The 22416-nt window shown below is 71.6% G+C and carries 7 protein-coding genes; 3 read left to right on the top strand and 4 right to left on the bottom strand.

Features of this window, described 5'->3' with window-relative positions; translation table 11 throughout:
• Positions 1-75 precede the first annotated feature (75 nt).
• From EGT67_RS12990 to EGT67_RS13000, 3 genes are all read left to right on the top strand, one after another.
• Positions 76-16509 (top strand): amino acid adenylation domain-containing protein, encoded by a 16434-nt coding sequence (locus EGT67_RS12990; RefSeq protein WP_127916492.1) that lies wholly within the window; start codon positions 76-78, stop codon positions 16507-16509.
• A gap of 102 nt (positions 16510-16611) precedes the next feature.
• Positions 16612-16995 (top strand): VOC family protein, encoded by a 384-nt coding sequence (locus EGT67_RS12995; protein WP_127916493.1) that lies wholly within the window; start codon positions 16612-16614, stop codon positions 16993-16995.
• Positions 16996-17051: 56 nt separating this feature from the next.
• On the top strand, positions 17052-17798 hold the full coding sequence (locus tag EGT67_RS13000; RefSeq protein WP_127916494.1) for a Mut7-C RNAse domain-containing protein: 747 nt from the start codon (positions 17052-17054) through the stop codon (positions 17796-17798).
• Positions 17799-17834: 36 nt separating this feature from the next.
• Here the strand turns inward: EGT67_RS13000 and lnt are convergent, their stop codons facing one another.
• The 4 genes from lnt to EGT67_RS13020 are packed head-to-tail and all read right to left on the bottom strand — an operon-like array spanning position 17835 to position 22398.
• Entirely contained in the window at positions 17835-19367 is a 1533-nt protein-coding gene (gene lnt / locus EGT67_RS13005) for an apolipoprotein N-acyltransferase (protein ID WP_127916495.1), read from the bottom strand.
• A gap of 54 nt (positions 19368-19421) precedes the next feature.
• Positions 19422-20312, bottom strand: a complete 891-nt coding sequence (meaB, locus tag EGT67_RS13010; RefSeq protein WP_127916496.1) for a methylmalonyl Co-A mutase-associated GTPase MeaB — start codon at positions 20310-20312, stop codon at positions 19422-19424.
• Positions 20309-21973 (bottom strand): acyl-CoA mutase large subunit family protein, encoded by a 1665-nt coding sequence (locus tag EGT67_RS13015; protein ID WP_127916497.1) that lies wholly within the window; start codon positions 21971-21973, stop codon positions 20309-20311. The genes meaB and EGT67_RS13015 overlap by 4 nt, the downstream gene beginning before the upstream one ends.
• Positions 21970-22398 carry a cobalamin B12-binding domain-containing protein gene (locus tag EGT67_RS13020; RefSeq protein WP_127916498.1) on the bottom strand — a complete coding sequence of 143 codons (429 nt, stop codon included), beginning with the start codon at positions 22396-22398 and terminating at the stop codon, positions 21970-21972. Before EGT67_RS13020 ends, EGT67_RS13015 begins: the two co-directional genes overlap by 4 nt.
• Positions 22399-22416: the final 18 nt, after the last annotated feature.

Below are 22416 nucleotides of genomic sequence, written 5' to 3' on the forward strand. Positions count from 1 at the left end.
CCGAATGAGGCGACGGCGTCGGGCCGATGCCCGAGCGCCGACCACACGGTCCGCGCAGCGCCGCGATCCACGCTCATGGAGCTACCCTTTCGAGTCGAACCGGCGCCCGGCACGACGGACGCCGGCTCGAGCCTGCCCGAACTGAGCGGCCCCGCCGCGGGGTACTCGGAGCCGATTCCGCTCACACCCGCGCAGATGGGGCAGTGGTTGGCCCAGCAGCTCGACCCGAGTGTGCCGATGTCGGTGGCGCTGTACGTCGACATCCGCGACGACGGGAATCGGCTCGACGCCGAATTGCTCTCGCGGGTCGCATCTCGAGCGGCCCGCGAGTTCGGTTCAGGTCTGATTCGTCTGGTTATGGTGGATTCGCGGCCGCACCAGATCATCGACCCGAGGCTCGACACCACGGTCAGGATGGTCGATCTGCGCGACGAGCCGGACCCCCCGGCGGCGGCGCACGTGTGGATGCGCAGCGATGTGGCGGCCCCGCTGGATCCGCTGCGTGACCGGCTCGCCGTGTCCGCGCTGCTCCGCATCTCCGACAATCGGTACTTCTGGTACTCGCGTACGCATCACATCGTGCTCGACGGTGTCGGTGCCGCAACGGTGCTCTACCGCATGGCGGACCTCTACAACGCGGCGATGGAGGGACGCGCGCCGCCGCCCAACCAGGCCCGCGAACTCGAGTCCGTGCACGCCGCGGAGGCCGCGTACGTCGGATCCACGCGGTGGGAGGCGGACCGCGACTACTGGATCGATCGCACCTCCGGAATGCCGGAGCGGTGCAGTCTGGCCGAACGCTCGGCGCCCGTCCGGGCGCTGAGCCGCGACGTCGGCGGCAGGATCGAACCCGGCACCGCGGCGGCCCTCGAGTCCGCTCAGGAACGGTACGGCGCGAGTGTGGCCGCGCTGGTCGCGGCATCGGTCGCCGCCTACACCGCCCGCCACACCGGCACCGACGACATCGTCCTGAGCCTGCCGGTCTCGACCCGCACGACGGCGCTCCTCCGGCGGTCGGGCGGGACGCTGGCGAACGTCGTACCGCTGCGGGTGACGGTCGGCATCCGGACGACGGTGTCGGAACTCGTGGCGGACGTGACCCGCGCGCTGTCCGGCGCGCTGCGCCACCAGCGCTACCGGCACGAGGATCTGCGTCGGGACCGCGGCGAACGGGGAACCGGCCGGGGGTTCGCGGGCCCGCTGCTGAACCTGATGATGTTCCCCGACGAGCTGCGCCTCGCCGCGACGCGGACGTCGCTCGAGGTGCTCTCCTCCGGACCCATCGAGGATCTGCTCGTCAACGTCTACCGATACGGCCCCGACGGGACGATCCGCCTCGACTTCAAGGCCAATCCGCGGCTGTACGACGACGAGACGCTGCGGATCCACTACGGCAGGTTCACGCGGCTGCTGGACGGGTTGCTCACCGCGGAGCCGGACACACCCGTCGGGGACCTGCCGATCGTCGACGACGTCGAGACGGCCGCGCAACTCGCGTCGTGGAACGTCCCCGGGACGATCGTCGAGCAGACACTGCCGGACCTCGTCGCGCGCCGGGCCGCGCGCACCCCGGACCGGGTCGCCGTCGTGTCGGACAACCGCAGGCTGACCTACGCCGAGCTGGCTTCGCGCGCGAATCGTCTTGCTCGGCAACTGATTGCGTCGGGCGTGGGGCCGGAGTCGGCGGTCGGGGTGGTGTTCGACCGGTCCGAGGAGTTGATCGTCGCGCTGTTGGCGGTCCTCACCGCGGGCGGCGGCTACGTACCGGTCGAGGCCGGCACGCCCGCGCCGCGCCGCGACTACGTGCTCGCCGACGCCGAGGTGTCCTGTGTGGTCACCACCGGGGCGTTCGCGAAAGAACTGGACGTGGGCGCCGTCCCGGTCGTCGTCCTCGACGACCCCGACACCCGGGCCGCGCTCGAAGCGTTGTCGCCGGCACCGGTGCCGGATGCCGAGCGCCTCCGTCCGCTGCGCCCGGAGCACCTCGCGTACACCGTCTACACCTCCGGATCGACCGGGCGGCCCAAGGGGGTGCAGGTGAGCCACCGCAGCGTGACGGCGCTGCTGGTGAACGCGCACGCGGCGTTCGGGACGACCGCCGACGACGTCTGGACCATGTTCCACTCGTTCGCGTTCGACTTCTCGGTGTGGGAGATCTGGGGTGCGCTCACCTCGGGCGGCGCCGTCGTCGTGGTCGACCGCGCCACTGCCCGCGCGCCGGACGCGTTCGCCGCGCTGTTGTCGCGCGAGCACGTGAGCGTCCTCAACCAGACCCCCGCGGCGTTCCTGCAACTCGTGGACGCCGAGCAGGCGAGCGACCGCCCACTGGCGGATCTGCGGCGGGTGTTCGTCGGCGGCGACGACTGCGACCAGCGGCGGATGGTGCCGTGGCTCGGGCGGCACGACGACGGGGTGTCCGCTCTGGTGAGTGTCTATGGCATCACCGAGACGACGGTCTTCCTCACCGGACTCGCGATGGATCCGGCGTCGGCCGAGTCTCCGGGCAACGTCGTCGGCCGCGGTCTGCCCGGGGTGCGGTTGCATCTCCTCGACCGGCGACTGCGCCCGGTCCCGGTCGGCGTGGTCGGCGAGATCTATGCCGGCGGCCCGCAGGTCGCCCGCGGCTACGGACGGCGTCCCGGGCTGACGGCCGCCCGGTTCGTCGCCGATCCGTTCTCGACCGACGGCGCCCGCCTGTACCGGTCGGGCGACCTCGCCCGGTGGGACGCCGACGGGCGCCTGGTGTTCCTCGGTCGCAGCGACTTCCAGGTCCAGGTTCGCGGCTTCCGGGTGGAACCGGGCGAGATCGAGTGGGCGCTCGCCCGGTGCCCGGGCGTCGCGCACGCGGTGGTCGTTCCGCATCGGGCGCCGGGCGAACCGGTGCGACTGGTGGCGTACGTGGTGCCGGAACCGGCGATCGTCCTCGACCCGCAGTCGGTGCGCGCGCACGCCGGTGGCGTCCTCGCGCCGTACATGATGCCCGCCGCGGTGATGGTGCTCGACCACCTGCCGCTGACCGTCAACGGCAAGGTCGACCGTAAGTCGTTGCCGCAGCCGGACTTCGGGGCGTCCATCGGATCGGGGCGGGCGCCGGCCGGTCCGGTCGAGGAAGCGCTCGCCCGCTTGTTCGCGCAGGTGCTCGGCATCGACGCCGTGACCGCGGAGGAGTCGTTCTTCGCCCTCGGTGGCGATTCGATCATGGCGATCCAACTGGTGTCCCGGGCCCGGGAGGCCGGATTGTCGCTGACGCCGCACGACGTGTTCGAGCGCCTGTCCGTGGCGGGGCTGGCGGCGGTGGCCACGACGGTCGAGGCGCCCGGCGCGACACTCGAGGAACTGCCCGGCGGCGGGGTCGGGGCGGTGGCGCCGACACCGATCGTGCGGTGGCTCGTCGAACGTGGTGGGCCGTGGTCGCGGCTGGCGCAGTCGGTCTGCGTCGCGGTGCCGGCCGGGATCGCGTGGGACCACCTCGTCGGTGCGGTGCAGGCCGTTCTCGATCACCACGACATGCTCCGGGCCCGATTCGTCCCGGACGGTGGGGGATTCGAGGTACCCGGGGCGGGATCGGTCGTGGCGACCGACGTGCTCCGTCGGATCGAGCCGAGCGGCGAGGTCGGCCTCACCGGGGCGCTCGGTGCGGCCCGGGACGAAGCCGCGGACCGACTCGACCCCGAGTCCGGACGCATGGTCCAGGCGGTGTGGTTCGACCTCGGTGCGGACCGCCCGGGCCGCCTCCTGCTGGTGATCCACCACCTGGTGGTCGACGGGGTGTCGTGGCGGATCCTGCTGCCGGACCTGGCGGAGGCGTGGCGGCAGGTGGAGTCCGGGCGCCGACCGCGCCTGCCGGCGGTGGGCACCTCGATGCGCACGTGGGCGCGCGCGCTCGCCGAGTGGGCCGGGCGTGACGTGCCGGAGCGCACCGCCGAGATCCGCTACTGGCAAGGCGTGCTCGCGGAGGCAGACCCGATCCTCGGGCGACGCGCACTGGACCCGACCGTCGATCTCACCGGCACGCTCGCCAGCATGGTCGTCGACCTTCCCGAGGACGTCGGCGAGGCGATGTCGACCTCCGTGCCGGAGACGGTGAACGGCGGTGTCGACGACGCCGTCGTCACCGGGCTGGCGCTGGCGCTGGCGCGGTGGCGTCGACGTCGCGGCACCCCCACCTGCGCCTGCCTCTGCACGCTCGAGGGGCACGGTCGCGAGGAGCAGGTGATCCCCGGCGCGGACGTGTCGCGCACGGTCGGCTGGTTCACCACCACCCATCCCGTCCGGTTGGACCTGACGGGCGTCGACCTCGACGCCGCGTTCGACGGCGGGCCCGCCGCGGAAGAAGCGCTCAAGCTCGTCAAGGAACAGTTGCGGGAGGCGCCCGACCACGGCATCGGCTACGGCGCGCTGCGCTACCTCGGCGACGGCGCCGCGATCGGCCGCCTCGGGGATCGGCCCGCACCACAGATCAGCGTCAACTATCTCGGCCGGACGGCGGTTGCCGCGGACGGCGACCGGGGGGACTGGCTGCCGGTCGACGAACTGGGCGACCTGGGCGCGACCGCCGACCCGTCCCTGCCCGCCGCCGCCGTGCTCGACATCAACCTGATCACCGTCGACACCGAATCCGGGCCGACGCTGCGGGCCTCGTTCGCGTATCCGACCGGCGTCCTCGACGCGCGCGACGTCGAGGAACTCGCGGACCTGTGGCGGACGGCGTGCCGGGCGCTGGTGACGGCGGCCGCGCGGCCGGGCGCGGGCGGCCTGACGCCGTCGGATCTGCCGCTGGTGCAGCTGGACCAGGAGGCCGTCGAACAGCTCGAGGCGACGTGTCCGGGGCTGTCCGAGGTCTGGCCGGTGTCGCCGTTGCAGGCGGGACTGTTGTTCCAGACCGAACTGGCGGGCGACACGGACGACCCGTACCTGGTCCAACTCGTCCTCGACCTCCGCGGCCGTGTCGACGGCGATCACATGCGGCGCTCGGTGCAGGCGCTGCTGGACCGGCACGACATCCTCCGGGTCGCGTTCACGACCGGGCCGGACGGCGATCCGCTGCAACTCGTTCCGCGCCGTGTCGAACTGCCCTGGACCGTGGCGGATCTGCGTGATCCGGCCGAGGTGGGCCGCGTGCTGGACCAGGATCGTGCGCGCCGCTTCGACATGGCGACGGCGCCGCTGCTGCGGGCCATGCTGATCCGCACCGGGGACGACGCGTATCGCCTCGTGCTCACCTACCACCACATCCTCGTCGACGGGTGGTCGGTCCCGCTGCTGGTGCGCGAACTGCTCGCGCTCTACGCCGCCGCGGACGTGCACGACGTGCCGGTGTCGGCGTCCTACGCGAACTACCTGTCGTGGCTCGGCACGATCGACCGGGCGGCGTCCACGGCGCACTGGGTGGAGGCGCTGGCCGGCGTCGACGAGCCCACCCTGCTCGGACCCCCGGGACACGGCCGCCCGCTGCCGACCGTGCCGCGCCCCGAGCGACTGCTGCTCACCGAGGCCGAGACGGAGCGGCTCGACGCGGTCGCGCGTGAACGCGGCGTCACCATGAGCACCATCGTGCGGGTGGCGTGGGCAATCGTGCTGGGGGCGTGGACGAGACGTGACGACGTGGTGTTCGGTGCGATCGTGTCGGGACGGCCACCGCAGATCGACGGCATCGAGGACATGGTCGGGCTGTTCATCAACACCGTCCCGATCCGGGTGGTCCTGCACCCGGCCGAGACGCTCGGCGAACTGCTCGACCGCTGCCACGCCGACCAGGCGTCGATGCTCGACCACGAACACGTCGGTCTCGCCGACATCGAACGCGCGACCGGCGCCGCGGCACTGTTCGACACCATCACGGTGTTCGAGTCGTACCCGGTCGACCGCGGCGGGCTCACCTCCGACACCGACATCGCCGGGATGCGGGTGATCGACGTGGCGGTCCACGATGCGACGCACTACCCGTTGGCGCTCGCGGCGTCGGTCGACGGCGGACTGCAGATCCGGATCGACTACGCGCCCGCGCTGTTCGACCGGCGCGAGATCGACGCCGTGGCGGATCGTCTCGAGCGGGTGCTGCAGGCCATCGCGTCCGACCCGAACCGGACGCTGGCCCGGCTGCGGCTGCTGTCGGACGCCGACTACACCCGGCTCGCCCCGGTGCACGGGCGGCCCGGCCGACGCCACCGCACCCTGCCGGGCATCCTGGCCGACGCGGCCCGGATCGACCCGGACGCGCCGGCGGTGACGTGCGGCCCGACATCGCTGACCTATCGGGACCTCGACACCCGCTCGACGCGGTTGGCGCGACTGCTGATCGACGACGGGGTGGGGCCCGAGGAAGTCGTCGCCCTGGGGCTGACCCGTTCGCTCGACTTCGTGGAGGCCGTCTGGGCGGTCGCCAAGACCGGCGCGGCGTTCGTGCCCGTGGACCCGACGTACCCGCAGGAGCGGATCGAGCACATGCTGGACGATTCGGGCGCCCGCGTCGGGCTGACCGTGCACCGGTGGCGGGAGGGTTTGTCCGACAAGGCGTCCTGGCGCGAACTCGACTCCGACGAGTGCGGTACCGAGTTGGCGGGTATCGCGCCGCGGCCGATCGACGACGCGGACCGCACCGCGTCGCTGCGGATCGACAACCCCGCCTACCTGATCTACACCTCGGGATCGACCGGGATCCCGAAGGGCGTCGTCCTCACCCACCGAGGGCTCGCGAACCTCGTTGCCGCGGAACGGGAGAACCTCGCGGTCACCTCCGAGGCGCGGGTCTCCCAGTTCACGTCGCCGAGCTTCGACGCGTCGGTGTTCGAACTGCTCATGGCGTTCGGGTCCGGCGCCCACCTGGTGATCGCGCCGCCCGACGTGTACGGCGGCGAGGACCTCGCCCGCCAACTCGCCGACGCGCGGGAGACGCACGCGTTCTTCACGCCCAGCGTCCTGGGGTCGATGCGGCCGGACGGCCTCGAGGGTCTGCGCTCGCTCGCCGTGGCGGGGGAGCCGTGCCCGCCGGAACTGGTGGGGAGGTGGGCCGCCGGGCGGAGCATGTTCAACGCGTACGGGCCCACCGAGGGCACGATCATGTCCAACATCGCCGGACCGCTCCTGCCCGACGACCCGATCACCATCGGCGGACCCACCCTGGGGTTCGTGGAACTGGTGCTCGACGCGCGCCTGCAACCGGTGCCGATCGGGATGCCCGGCGAGTTGTACCTGGGTGGGCCCGCCATCGCACGTGGTTACCACCGCCGCCCGGGACTGACCGCCGAACGGTTCGTCGCGAGCCCGTTCGTCGCCGCCACCGACCATCCGACCGGGGAGGACGAGGGCACGCTGCCCGGCGACCGGCTGTACCGGACCGGTGACATCGTGCGGTGGCGCGACGACCTCACGCTGGAGTACCTGGGTCGCAGCGACTTCCAGGTGAAGGTGCGCGGATTCCGCATCGAACTGGGCGAGATCGACGCGGCACTGGCGGACCATCCGGGGGTGGAGTTCGCGGCCACCCTCGGCCGGACCGCGCCGTCGGGGGAGACCGTGCTCGTCTCGTACGTCCGCCCCGGCGACGACCCGGCCGTAGAGCCCGAGGAACTGCTCCGCCACCTCGCCGACCGGCTACCTGCGCACATGGTTCCGGCGTTGATCGTGCCGATCGGCGAGGTGCCCCTGACGCCGTCGGGCAAGCTCGACCAGAAGGCGCTGCCGGCGCCCGACTTCCCCGTCGGCTCGGCGGACGCGGTCGCGTTCTCCCCGATCGAGGGGATCGTCGCCGAGCACCTGTGCGCGGTACTGGGCGTCGACCGAATCGGGCCGGACGACAGCTTCTTCGACCTCGGGGGCAATTCGCTCATGGCCACCCGGGTCACCCGGCGCCTCGACGCGGCGCTGGACACCGACCTCGACGTGCGCGCGATCTTCGAGGCCCCCACCGTCCGCGGGCTGGCCGCGCGCGTGCGGGAACGCGGCCCCGGCGGCGCGCACCGCCCGGTGCTGCGCGCGTACGACCGGCCCGCCGTGTTGCCGCTGTCTTCGGCGCAGCTGCGGATGTGGTCGATCAACCAACTCGACACCGCCTCGCCCGCCTACAACATCGTCATGGCGGTGCGCCTGCGCGGCGACCTCGACGAGCGGGCGTTGATCGCCGCGGTCGGCGACGTCGTCGCCCGGCACTCGACGCTGCGCACGATGTACCCGGTCGTCGACGGCACCCCCGCCCAGCTGATCGTCGACCCCGAACACGGCCCGCGCGCCGAGTCGGTGTCGGTGCTGGCCGCGGACCTGCCGGGCCACCTGCTGCGGCTGGCGGAGGCGGGATTCGACGTGAGCCGCGAGGTGCCGCTGCGGGCTCGGCTGATGCGGGTGTCCGGCTCCGAGCACGTCCTGGCGGTCGTCGCCCATCACATCACCGCGGACGGGTTCTCGATGCGCACTCTCGCGCGGGACGTCATGCGCGCGTACGAATCCCGGCGCCGGGGCCGGGCGCCCGAGTGGGCGCCGCCGGCGGTCGAGTACGTCGACTTCGCGCTGTGGCAGCGTGAGCTGCTCGGCGACCCCGACGATCCGCAATCGCTGTACCACGCGCAGCTGGACTACTGGCGCGACGCCCTCGCCGGCATTCCCGACGTCGTCCCGCTGCCGACGGATCGACCGCGTCCGCCCCGGCAGTCCTTCCGCGGCGCCGCAGTGGGTTTCGACGTCGACGCCGCGATCCACGCACGGCTCGTCGACGTGGCGCGACACGGCAACGCCACGATGTTCATGCTCGCGCACACCGCGCTGGCCGTGCTCGTCGCGCGGCTGTCGAGTTCCGGAGACGTCGTGATCGGCACCCCGGTGTCCGGGCGCGGCGAGGCCGGGCTCGACGACGTGGTCGGCATGTTCGTCGGCACCCTCGTGCTGCGGACGCCGGTGGATCCGGGCGCGGGGTTCGGGGACCTGCTGACGGTGGTGCGGGAGGCGGACCTCGCGGCGTTCGCCCGCACCGACCTGCCGTTCGAGCGGCTGGTCGACGAACTGGCACCCGCCCGCTCGACGTCGTACGCGCCGCTGTTCCAGGTGCTCGTCGAGTACCGCACCGACATGTCCGGCTACCTGCAGCTGCCCGGGCTCGAGGTCGAGCCGCTCGAGTACGACCTCGCCGTCTCGAAGTTCGACCTGCAGCTGAGTGTGACGGAATCCTTCACGCCGGACGGAGCTCCCGGCGGGATGCGTTTCGACCTCACCTACGCCACCGACCTGTGGGACGAGCCGACGGTCCGCGGATTCGCCGAGCGGCTGCGCCGGATCCTGGTTGCCTCCGCTACGGACCCGCACGGCCCGGTGGGGGACATCGGGCTGCTCACCGCCGCCGATCGTGCGGCACTCGAGGTCGGCGGCCCGGACGAGGCCGGCGCGCCGGAGGGGACACTCGCGGACGTGTTCGGCCGCGCCGTCGCGGCACATCCCGACGAGGTCGCCGTCGTCCACGGGACGGACCGGCTGACGTACGCGGAGTTGGCCGCCCGGTCGAGCCGGCTCGCGCGGGCCCTGGCCGTCCGCGGCGCCGGACCCGACTCCGTGGTGGCGGTGGCGCTGCCGCGATCGACCGACACGATCGTCGCGATCGTCGCGGCCACCCTCGCCGGCGCCGCCTACTTCCCGGTGGACCTCGGCTGGCCGGCCGAGCGCATCGCGCTGGTGCTCGGCGAGGCCGCGCCGGCATGCGTGCTGACGACCGTCGACTCCGTCGACGCGCTCGGCGGGCCCGCGGCCCCGATCGTGCTCCTCGACGACGCAGGCTTCCGCGGCGAGCTGGGTGCGGCGTCCGCGGACATGCCCACCGATGCGGATCGCGTCGCGCCGCTGCACCCGGACAACACCGCGTACGTCATCTACACGTCGGGCTCCACCGGGCGGCCCAAGGGCGTGCAGGTGTCGCATCGCAGCGTGGTGTCGTTGCTGGTGAACGCGCACACGGTCTTCGACCTCCGCGCCACCGACACCTGGACGATGTTCCACTCCTTCGCGTTCGACGTCTCGGTGTGGGAGGTGTGGGGTCCCCTCTCGGACGGTGCGACGACGGTGATCGTCGATCCGGAGGTCGCGCGATCCCCCGACGACTTCGTCGACCTGCTGCACCGCGAGGCCGTCACCGTGCTCAACCAGACGCCCGCGTCGTTCTACCAGCTGGTCGGGGCGCAGCACACCGCGGACCTCCCGCTGCGGTACGTGTTCGTCGGCGGTGAGGAACTCGCGCGCGAACAGGTTGCCCGCTGGTACGACCGTCGGTCGCCGGACCACGCGCCGGTCTTCGAGATGTACGGCGTCACCGAGGCCACCGTCATCGACAGCTCCGCCGCGCTCACCGCCGACACCCTCACGGAGACGGTCGCCGGTGGGATCGGCCACCCCCTGCCCGGTGTCCGCGTGCACGTCCTCGACACCCGCCTGCACCCCGTCCCGGTCGGTGTCGTCGGCGACATCTACCTCGCCGGCGTCGAGGTGGCGCGCGGGTACCTCGGCCGGCCGGGCCTCACCGCGTCCCGGTTCGTGGCCGAGATCGGCGGCACCGGCCGGCGGATGTACCGCACGGGGGATCTCGGCCGACGCGGCACCGACGGGAGGCTGGAACTGCTGGGCCGCAGCGACTTCCAGGTCCAGGTCCGCGGCTTCCGGGTCGAACTCGGTGAGATCGAGTCCGCGCTGCTGCGGTGCGACGGTGTCGAGCAGGCCGTCGTCGTTTCGCAGCGCGGCGAGCGCGGCGCGGACGACCGGCTGATCGGGTACGTGGTGCCGACCGCCGGACGTACGCTCGACCCGCTGGACGTTCGTGACGGCGTCGACCGGATGCTGCCGTCGTACATGGTGCCCGCGGCCGTGGTGATACTCGACGAACTGCCCGTGACCGCGAACGGCAAGGTGGACCGCAAGGCGCTTCCGGAACCGGATTTCGCGGCGTTCTCGGGGCGGGGCCGAAGCCCTACCGGCGCGGTCGAGGAACAACTCGCCGGCCTGTTCGCCGGGGTCCTCGGCGTGCCCACTGTCGCGGCGGACGAATCGTTCTTCGCCCTCGGTGGAGACTCGATCATGGTGATCCAGTTGGTGTCTCGGGCGCGCGACGCCGGGATCGCGTTCGCACCGCAGGACGTGTTCGAGCACCCGACCGTCGAGCGTCTCGCCGTGGTGGCCGCCGGCGGGGCGGACCAGGGTCGCCCCGCGGTGCTCGACGAGATCGACGGTGGCGGGATCGGACCCGTCGAACCGACGCCGATAGTCCGCTGGCTGGCCGGTCGCCCCGGCGCGTGGGATCGCTTCTCGCAGTCGCTCACCGTGACGATTCCCGCGGAGATGTCCGGTGCGCAGTTGATCGCCGCGCTGCAGGCGGTGCTCGATCGGCACGACATGCTGCGGTCGGTCCGGGTCGGATCGGGTTCGGGTATGCGTCTGGTGGTGCCCGATCCCGGCGCCGTGGACGCGGCCACCCGCGTGCGCCGTGTCGACTGCTCCCAGGTCCCGGACGAGGCCGACGTCGACGCGGTCGCCGCATGGGAGCGGGCGGCGTCGGTGAGCCGACTCGATCCCGCGGCCGGGGTGATGGTCCAGGTGGCGTGGTGCGACGCCGGACCCGGGCGCGCCGGGAGGCTCGCGGTGGCGATCCATCACCTCGCGGTCGACGGCGTGTCGTGGCGGATCCTGCTCTCGGACCTGGTGTCGGCGTGCGAACGCGTGCGCCGCGGCGAGACGCCGGACCTGCCCGGCGTCGGCACATCGATGCGGACGTGGGCGCACGGGTTGCGCGCGGCCGCGGAATCTCCGGACGTCGTCGCCGAACTGCCTTGGTGGACGGACACCTTGGTGCCCGCCGATCCGGTGCTCGGCGCGCGACGGTTCGATCCCGACGTCGACGTCACCGCCGAACAGGTGGCCGTGCGGATCCCCGCCGACGTCACGCAGGGCCTCCTGGCGCGACTGCCCGCGGCGTTCCGGGCGACCCCCGCCGATGTGGTGCTGTGCGCGACCGCGATGGCGGCAACCTGCTGGGAGCGGTGGAGCACCGGGCGTTCGAGCATCGTGGTGTCCGTCGAGGGACACGGCCGCGAGGAACAGACCCTGCCCGGCGCCGACCTGTCCCGCACCGTCGGGTGGTTCACCACTGCGTACCCGGTCCGTGTCGATCTGGCCGGTGTCGACGTCGACGACGCGTACGCGGCCGGGCCGGGCGCCGGCGCGGCGCTCGACGCGGTCAAGGAACAGTGGCGGGCGGTGCCGCAGCACGGAATCGGCTACGGCCTGCTGCGCCACCTCAATCCGGACACCGCGCGCACACTCGCCGCGTTCGAGGACCCGCAGGTCGCGGTCAACTATCTCGGGCGACTGTCGGGGGATCGGACCGCGGGCTGGGCCATCGGGTCCGGTGGACCCGACACGGTCGTCGAACGCGAGAGTCAGGGGCCGGTGCCGTGCCCGCTCGCGATCGACGCCTACGTCGAGGACCAGGCGGACGGCCCGAGGCTGTGTGCCGCGATCCGGTACGTACCCGAGATCCTCGACGCCGATGCGGCCGAGGAGTTCGCTGCGCTGTGGCAGCGCGCGGTTCGCGCCCTCGCAGAACACGTGGCGGCCCCCGGCAGCGGCGGGCTGACGCCGTCGGACCTGGACTGGGTCACCGCGACGCAGCCCGAGATCGACCGTTGGGAGGCAACGCATCCCGGTGTGGTGGACGTATGGCCGCTCACCCCCCTCCAGGAGGGGCTGCTGTTCCATGCGCTGCTCGCGCAACAGGAGGTGGACGCCTACCACGTGCAGTTGATCGTCGATCTCGCGGGCGGGGTGGACGAGTCGCGGTTGGCGGCCGCGGCGCAGGCGCTGATGGACCGGCACGAGAACCTGCGGACGGTGTTCGACCACCGGGACGACGGAACGATCGTCCAACTGTCCCTCGGGCACGTGCCCCTCGACTGGTCGACGCTGACCGCGACCGCGGACCAGGCCGAGGAACTGATCGCGCGCGATCGCGAGATCCACTTCGACATGCGGGAGACGCCGCTGATCCGCTTCCTGCTGATCGACCTCGGCGGCGGACGCAGCCGACTGGTGATCACGAACCACCACATCGTGCTGGACGGCTGGTCGATGCCGCTGCTCGTGGCCGATCTGTTCGACCTCTACCTCACCGGTGGTCGGCCCCTCGACCGCGCGCCCGCCTCGTACCGCGGTTACCTCGAGTGGTGCGCCGCGCGGGACACCGCGGCCGCGGAAGGTGCGTGGGCGGCGGCCCTGTCCGGTCTGTCCGGGCCGACGCTGGTGGCACCGCACGCCGCGGGACGGCAGTTGTCGGCCACGGCCAGCGAGACCGTGCCGATGGACGATTCCACCGCGACCGCGCTCGGACGCACCGCCGAGAAGGCCGGCGTCACGGTCAACACCGTGCTGCAGGCGGCCTGGGGAATCCTGCTCGGCCAGATGACGGCCGGCACCGACGTCGTGTTCGGCACCACGATCTCCGGGCGCACGCCCGCCGTGCGCGGTATCGAATCGATGGTCGGGTTGTTCATCAACACGGTCCCGGTCCGGGCGCGCCTCGATCCTCGGGAGTCGATCCGCGACCTGCTCGGTCGGTTGCAGGCCGAACGGGCCGCACTCATGCCGCACGAGTACCTCGGTCTCACCGCGATCCAGCAGGCCGCCGGGTTCGGGGGACTCTTCGACACGGCGATGGTCTTCGAGTCGTACCCGATGGACATGCAGGCACTCGCCCGCCTCACCGAGCGCACCGGGTTGCGCACCACGTCGCTCGCCGGACACGACTCCACCCACTACCCGTTGTCGCTCAAGGCGTTCGAGGACACCCGCCTGCATCTGGTCCTGCGGTACGCACCCGACGCGATCGACCCGGCCGCCGTCGTCGACATCGCGCGGCGACTGGCGCGGATCGTGGAGACTGTCGCGCACCGCCCGGCCACCCCCGTCGGCCGCATCGACGTCGTCGGTGAGGAGGGCCGCACGGAACTGGTCGAGATCGCGACGGCGGACCCGGGTCCGGACCGAACGTGGGTCGAGATCCTCGAGGCGGGAGCGGCGCTCGACCCGGCCGCGACCGCGTTGCGCTGGTGCGGAACCGACACCACCTACCGGGAACTCGACGAACGGTCGACCCGCCTGGCGCGCGCACTGATCGCGCGCGGGGTGGGTCCGGAAGACTTCGTGCCGGTAGCGATACCGCGCTCCGCGGACTCCGTCACCGCCACCTGGGCGGTCGTGAAGAGCGGCGCGGCGCCCGTGCCGATCAACCCGAAACTGCCCGGCGGACGCATCGAGTACATGCTGGACGACTGCGCCGCCTCGGTCGGGCTGACCGCGAACGGCGACCACGGGTTGCCGGGGGCGCTCGACTGGCTGGCGCTCGACGAACTGGACCTCGGCCACTGGTCGGCGCGGCCGATCCACGACGGCGAGCGCATCCACCCGGTCCGCGCGACCGATCCGGCATACCTGATCTACACCTCCGGGTCGACGGGCGCACCGAAGGGGGTCGTGGTGACCCACACCGGGCTGCCGGCGCTCACGTCCGCGCAGATCGACCATCAGGGTGTGACGCCGAAATCCCGCATCCTGCACGTGTGTTCGCCGAGCTTCGACGTGTCGATCCTCGAACTCGTCCTCGCGTTCGGGGCCGGCGCGACGCTGGTCGTGGCCCCGCCGGACGTCTACGCCGGTGCGGAACTGGAACGGTTCGCCCGGGACGAGCGCGTCACCCATCTGCTCGTCACCCCGGCGGTGTGCGGAACCCTGGACCCGCGGTCGCTGCCCGACGTGGAGGTCGCCGAGATCGGCGGCGAGTTGTTCGGGGCGGAACTGGTGGACGAGTGGGCGCACAGGACGGTGCTGCTCAACGCGTACGGGCCGACCGAGTGCACGGTGTGCGTGACCGCCAGCGGCGCACTGGCGTCCGGTGAACCGATCACGATGGGCGGGCCGGTCGCCCGGTCCGGGGTGGGGGCTGTGGTGCTCGACTGCTGGTTGCGTCCGGTGGCCGACGGGACGGAGGGGGAGCTGTACCTCTTCGGCCCCTGCCTGGCGCGCGGCTATCGCGGCAAGGCGTCGCTGACGTCGGAACGGTTCGTGGCCAATCCCTTCGGGCCTCCCGGGTCGCGGATGTACCGAACCGGCGATCTCGTGCGCCGCGCGGGCAGGTCCGGTCTGCAGTACGTCGGGCGCACCGACTTCCAGATCAAGATCCGGGGGCTGCGCATCGAGGTCGGTGACGTCGACGCCGCGCTGATCGCGCACCCCGACGTCGAGTTCGCCGTGTCGCTGGGGCACGAGGCCCCCAACGGCGAGACCGTCCTGGTGTCCTACGTCCGCCTCGCGCCCGGCTGCGACCTCGACCCGGCCGCGCTCAAGAAATTCGCGGCCACCTCGCTGCCGGTGTACATGGTGCCGTCCGCGATCACGATCCTCGACACCGTGCCGATGAACTCCAACGGCAAACTCGACCGGGAGGCGCTGCCGGACCCGGTGTTCACCACCGGCGCCTACCGGCCGCCCGGGACCGACGTCGAGCACGTGCTGGTCGACGTGTTCGCCGACGTCCTCGGCGCGGAGCGCGTCGGCATCGACGACAGCTTCTTCGAACTCGGCGGCAACTCGCTCAGCGCGGTCCGGGTGGTCGCCGAGGTGCAGTCGCGGCTGGGCCGGGCGCTGCCGATGCAGTGGGTCGTCAGCGATCCCACCCCCGCGGCGATCGCCGCGCGACTCGACGGCGGCGGCGGGCCGTCGACGGATCAGTTGGTGCGGATGCGCTCGGGCGACGGTGCAGAACCGCTGATCTGCGTCCATCCGGCGATCGGGTTGACCTGGTGCTACACCGGCCTGATCCCGTACGTCACCAACGGCCGTCCCGTCTACGGGATCCAGTCGTCCGGGATGACCGTCGGCGTGCCGCCGTCACCGTCGATGGTCGAACTGGCCCGGCGCTACGTCGACCTGGTCCGACAGGTGCAGCCGCACGGTCCGTACCACCTCCTCGGATACTCGGTGGGCGGTGCGATCGCCCACGCGATGGCGGTGCGCCTGCGCGCTCTCGGCGAGGAGGTCGGGACGCTGATCATGCTCGACACCCAGACCCGTGACTCGACGCCGGAGGGGGCGGGCACGCCGAGCCTCGGGACGCTGTTCGCGGAGTTCGCGGGCATCGAATCCGTGGAGAACGTCGACGACGACCTCAGCCCCGAACGGGCGGAGCAGTTGCTCCACGCCGACGGTGGTGCGTACGCCACGCTGACCGCCGACGATCTCCGCCGGATCTACGACGACTACGTGCACACGATCGGTCTCGGTCAGGACTACCGACCCGAGGCGTTCGACGGCGACCTCGTGTACATCGCGGCGGAGGGCGGAACCGTGGACACGGGAACCCCGTGGGACCGCTACATCTCCGGCACCGTGCACGCGCACCCCGTCGACCACCCGCACAACCGGCTCACCACCGCCGAGGCGCTCGCGGTGATCGGCCCGATCGTCGGGCGATTCCTCGACGGGGGCGATCGATGATCTTGCGGCGCAACCGGGACCGGTGCTTACATGGTGCGCAGCGTCGCGTGCCGGTGGCGGACTGCGTCAGGCATGGAGGCGTCGAAGCACAAGGGGTCCTCGATGACCATCTCGTTCAATCACACGATCGTCTTCGCGCGGGACAAGCAGGTGTCCGCGTCGTTCTTCACGTCACTGTTCGCCCTGCCCGACGCCGTCGCCGCCGGCCCGTTCCTGGCCGTCCAACTCGACAACGGCGTGACACTCGACTTCGCCGATCCGCCGATCGACGTGCTGCCGCAGCACTATGCCTTCCTGGTCTCCGAGGAGGACTTCGACGGCATCTACGGTCGGATCCTCGACCGGGGCATGGACCACTGGGCCGACCCGCACAAGTCCCGGCCGGGGGAGATCAACCGGAACGACGGCGGGCGCGGGGTCTACTTCCACGACCCGGCAGGCCACAACCTGGAGATCATCACGCGCCCGTACGGTTCGGGAAGTTAGTGCCCTGCAAATAGATCGGTGATCGGACGTCGATTCGCGTTCTGTGGTGAGCTGGGATGGCTGCACATCGGTGCGAGTTCCGCTTCTACGAGGAGCTGAACGACTTTCTGCCGCCCTCCCACCGCAAGCGCACGTTCGTGCACGACTTCGACGGCACACCGTCGGTGAAGGACCGGATCGAATCCCTCGGGGTGCCGCACACCGAGGTCGACCTGATCCTCGTCGACGGTGATCCGGTCGGGTTCGACCACCGCGTGTCCGGCGGGGAGCGGGTCGCGGTGTATCCGACGTTCCACGGCCTCGACCTCGGTGCCGTCACCCCGCTGCGCCCGCCGCTGCGGGAGGTGCGCTTCGTCCTCGACGTCCACCTCGGCCGGCTCGCCCGCTACCTCCGGCTGCTCGGCTTCGACAGCGCGTACACGAACGACCGCACCGACGACGAACTGCTCGCGCTGTCGCGCAACGAGAATCGCATCCTCCTCACGCGCGACATCGGGCTGCTCGAGCGGGCGGCGCTCGTCCACGGAGGATTCCTGCACGAGACCGACTCCCGGCTCCAACTGCGGGAGGTCCTCGACCGGTACCACCTGCAGGGGCGCATCGTGCCGCTCACGCGATGCGCCCGCTGCAACGGGCTCATCGGCCCCACGACACCCGCGCTCGCGCGGGGGAGCGTCCCCGGCGGGGTGCTGCGCGAACAGCGCCGGTTCAGCCGCTGCAACGACTGCGGCCAGGTGTACTGGCCCGGGGGCCATCTCGAGCGGTTGCGGGCGCGGCTCGCCGAGATCGGCGTGTGGTTCTGAGTCGGGCGCGACGGACGCCGACCGGGGCAGCGCTTCTCACCGTCGCGTGGGTGTCCGCCGCCGGACCACCGCGCCGGCCACGTATCCCGCGACGATCGCGGCACAGATGACCGGCACGTAATTGCCGAGCCGGTCGTAGAGCGTGTCGTCCGCCTGCATCGGCACGTCGACGACCAGAACGCCGTGCTCGCCGGGGGGCATCGACCCGAGCCGGTGTCCGCGGGCGTCGAACGCGGCCGATTCCCCCGTCAACGCGGCCGCGACGACCGGGCGACCGCTCTCCGCGGCCCGCAGTGCCCCGAAGGACGCCAGTTGCGCGGGCGCCCAGCTTCCCTGGAAGGTGGCCGTCGACGACTGGTACGCCAACAGGTCCGCCCCCGCCCGCGCCTGCGTCCGGGCCAGGTCCGGGAACGTCTCCTCGAACGAGATCAGCGGCCCGACCCGGAGGCTACCGGCATTCATCACGGTCAACCGGTCGCCCGGCTCCCGGTTCTGCGCCGCCGCGGCGGTGATGCGGCTGAGCCAGCCGAGCTTGTCGCGGAACGGGACGTATTCCCCGAACGGGACCAGCCTGGTCTTCCGGTAGGTGTCGCGGATTCCTTGGTCGTCGATCAGAACGGCGGTCTTCGAGATCGCACCGGATCCGCCGACCGTTGCGTCGACGTTGACCAGGAGGTCCGCCCCGGCGGCCGCGGCCACCGCGCTGAGCCGGGTGCGCTGCGCGGGATCGGCGGCAAGGTCGGCGTCGACGCTGCTCTCGCCCCACACCACGAGATCGACCGGCGCACCGATCCCTCGGGTCAGTTGCTCCTCGAACGCGAGCATGTCGCCGTGCACGATCCCCGGTTGCACGAGCGCTACAGCCGCGACGTCGGTCGGTGGCTCCGCGGGGCGGTACGCGGACCACAGCGGACCGGACACCACCGCCACTACGACGGTCACCGCGCCGACGGCCCGGGCCGCCGCGCCGCCGACCACGCACAGAGTGACCCCTACGTTCGATGCCACGATCGCGAAGCCGACCAACCACACCCCGCCGAGCGCGGCGAGTCCGAGCACACCCGGGTGCTGCCACTGGGTGGCGCCGAGCAGCGGCCAGGGTCCGCCGAGCCACTGCCACGACCGGACCGCCTCGATCAGCACCCACCCCGCGGGCACGACGAGCGCGGCAGCCGCCGCCCGCCCGCCGGTGAGCGGCGCCCGCAACGCGTCCCACACCAACACGCCCCACCCGGTCCACAACAGCGCGAGCGCGCCCACGGCCAGCGGGAAGAACCAGACCAGGTTCGGCGCCACCCAGAACTGTGTGCCCGCGAGGAACCCGACGCCGGACAGCCAGCCGCGCAGTGCGGCCTCACGTGTAGTCCCCGCCGCGCGCAGCAGCAGCACCACCGGTACCAGCGACACCCACGCCAGCACACCGAGATTCGGCGCGGGCATCGCCAGCAGCGGCAGTGCCCCCGCGACCACGACCGCCACCCGTGGCACCCACCGCGTGGCGCCAGCGGTCCTCCCCAGCCTGCGGCGTCCGCTGGCGAGCATTCTCCCGAAAGCCACTGTGCCGGACACATGTCCATTCTAGGTTCCGGGTCAGTCGACAGCCCGAGTTGTCGAGGACGGCTTTCAGGATCGCGCCAGTTCGGCGACCACCTCCTCGAAGGCCCGGGAGCCGGTGAACACCGCCGCGCACACCTCGTCGAGCGGCTTGTCCCGCAGCCGTTGCGCGAATGCCGACTCCGCCTCGCGGACGAGTTCTCGGCGGAGTCTGCGCACGGGTCCATCGGCGCGCGCCGCCCGGCCGACCACCGCGACGAGATCTTCGACACCCGTTCCGTGTTCGACGCTCGTCCGGATCACCGGGGGGCGAACGGCATCGGTTCGACGGAGCCGGAGCATCCGCTCGAGCTGTCGCGCGGTGTTGTCCGCCCCCGGCAGATCGGCCTTGTTGACCACCAGGACATCCGCGAGTTCGAGAACCCCGGCCTTGATCGCTTGGACGTCGTCGCCGAGCCCGGGCACGGAGACGAGGACGGCGACGTCGGCGAACTCGGTGATCTCCACGTCGGACTGGCCGCTTCCGACCGTTTCGAGCAGCACGACGTCCCAACCGGCGGCGTCGACCGCATCGACGAGTGCCGGGACGGCGCGGGCCAGGCCGCCGGCATACCCACGAGAGGCGATCGAGCGGATGAACACTCCGGGGTCGCACGTGTGCACGCCCATCCGGGTCCGGTCTCCCAGCACGGCGCCTCCGGAGACCGGGCTCGAGGGGTCGACCGCGAGCACGGCGACACGGACTCCGGTTCGTCGCAGGGTGGTAACCATCGCACCGATCAGCGAGGACTTGCCGGCGCCCGGCGGCCCGGTCAGTCCCACGACCAGTGCTCGTCCGGTGTGTGGCCGGATCCGTCTACGCAGGCTGGTGGCGTCCGGCCCGCCTCGCTCCAGGATCGTCAGGACGCGGGCGAGGCTTGCTTCGTTGCCGGCGAGGAGTTCGTCGACGAGGCCGGTCATGCGACTATCAGCGGGTTGCCGAAACCGAGTTCTTCGCGGAGCGTGCCGACGATCTCGCCGTGTGTGACACCGCTGATCGCGGCGTCGACCACCTGCTCGAACACATTCTCCTTCTCGCTCTGGGCCGCACGCCGGAGTCCGTCGACGGCCCGTCCGACGTCGGCGGCGCTCCGATCGCGCTTGAACTCCCGGAATGCCTCGACGTGCGCCGCCATCGCCTGCGGATCGGGTCGGTACGGCGGAGGCTGGGTGTCCTCGCCCTCCTCCGACCGATAGCAGTTCACGCCGATGACCCGGTCCTCTCCGAGGTCGATGCGCTCCTGGGCGGCGAGCGCGGAGCGGCCGATCATGCCCTGCACCAGCCCGGACCCGACGGCCTCGTACATCCCGCCGGCGTCCTCGACGACCTTCATGACCCGGAGGATCTCTTCTTCCATCTGGTCCGTCAATCGCTCGACGTAGTAGGAGCCGCCGAGCGGGTCGATCACGTCGCAGAGGTGGGCCTCCTCGCGCAGGATGTTCTGGGTGGCAACCGCGATGCGAGCCGATTCCTCCGTGGGGCAGGTGATTGCCTCGTCGTAGGCGTCGGTGTGCATCGACTGGAGGCCCGAGAAGATCCCGGCGATCGCCTGCGTGGCGACGCGCGCGATGTTGTTGAGGGGCTGCTGGGCCGTGAGGTCGACGCCGGAGGTCTGACCGTGGAACTTGAACCGCCACGAGCGAGGATCCTTCGCGCCGAGCCGTTCCCGGGTGATCCGGGCCCAAATCCTGCGGCCCGCACGGAACTTCGCGACCTCCTCGAAGAAGGAGATCGACACATCGAAGAAGAACGTGAATCGCGGGAGGATCGCGTCCGGGTGGAGGCCTCGGGCCATGCAGTCCTCCGCGTACTGGATCGCCGTGGCGAGGGTGAATCCCATGGTCTCGGCGGGTGTGGCGCCGGCCTGCTGCATGTGCTGGCCGACGACCGACACCGGGTTCCATCCGGGCACCCGCTCCCGGCAGTACGCCACGTGGTCGACGAGGACCCGTCGTGATCCCGGCTGGGAGAGCCGGTAGAACATGTGGTTCGCCACGAAATGCGAGATGTAGTCGGACTGGTTGGAGGTCCCGGTGATCCGGTCGAACGGCACGCCGCGGCGCTGTGCCGTGGCCAGCACGAAGGCGAGCAGGGTGAACGGCGTCGGGTCGTTCATCGCGGTGGAGATCGCGTCCAGCGGAACCCCGTCCAGTGCGGTACTCATGTGGTCGACGTTGTTGATGACGGTCCCGCAGGTACCGAGCAGAGGGGCGGGGACCTGGTCGCAGTCGAGGCCCCTGAACCCGGAATTGCAGGGCAGCAGGCTGATTGCGTTGGCACCGAGGTCGAGCAGTTGGCGGACCCGTGCGTTGTAGTCCTCCGGGGTGCCCAGTCCGATCAGTTGGCGTTGCGTCCACGTCCGGCCTCGGTACATGGTCGGGTAGATCCCGCGGGTGAAGGGTGCCTGTCCCGGGTAGCCGAGGTCCGCGTCGAATCGCTCGCCCGACCAGTCGGCCGGGGTGTAGAGGGGCTCGATCTCGAGTCCCGAGCGGTTCCGGACCACCCGGTCGTCGGGAACCTGACCGGCGTAGTCCGCGGCCCAGCGTGCGCGGCCACCGGTTTCCGTCTCCATCATGGTCATGCCGAGACCTCCGTGCCGAACTGTGCGGCCACCACGGCCTCGCCGAGTTCCGTGACGGCGTCCACGATCTCGTCACGCGAGGATCCCGGACCGAAGATGCCGGCCACGCCGGCATCACGGAGCATGGCGTGTTCGCTGTCGGGGATGATTCCCCCGACGACGACCGCGATGTGCCCGAGTCCTTCCCGCCTGAGCTCACGGAGCAGGTCGGGAATGATCAGGTGGTCCGTGGCCAGCGAGGAGACCCCGATGACGGCCACGTCCTCCTGGCGGGCGAGCCGGACCACGGCGTCGATCGTCTGCCACGGCGGGGTGTAGATCACCTCGTGCCCCGCGTCGCGCAGGTAGGCCGCGATGATGCGGCTGCCGCGGTCGTGGCCGTCGAGACCGATTTTGGTGACCATGATCCTGATCGGTGCACCCATGTGATGCCTCCTTGGGTC

The sequence above is a fragment of the Prescottella agglutinans genome, assembly GCF_004011865.1.
GTDB lineage: Bacteria > Actinomycetota > Actinomycetes > Mycobacteriales > Mycobacteriaceae > Prescottella > Prescottella agglutinans.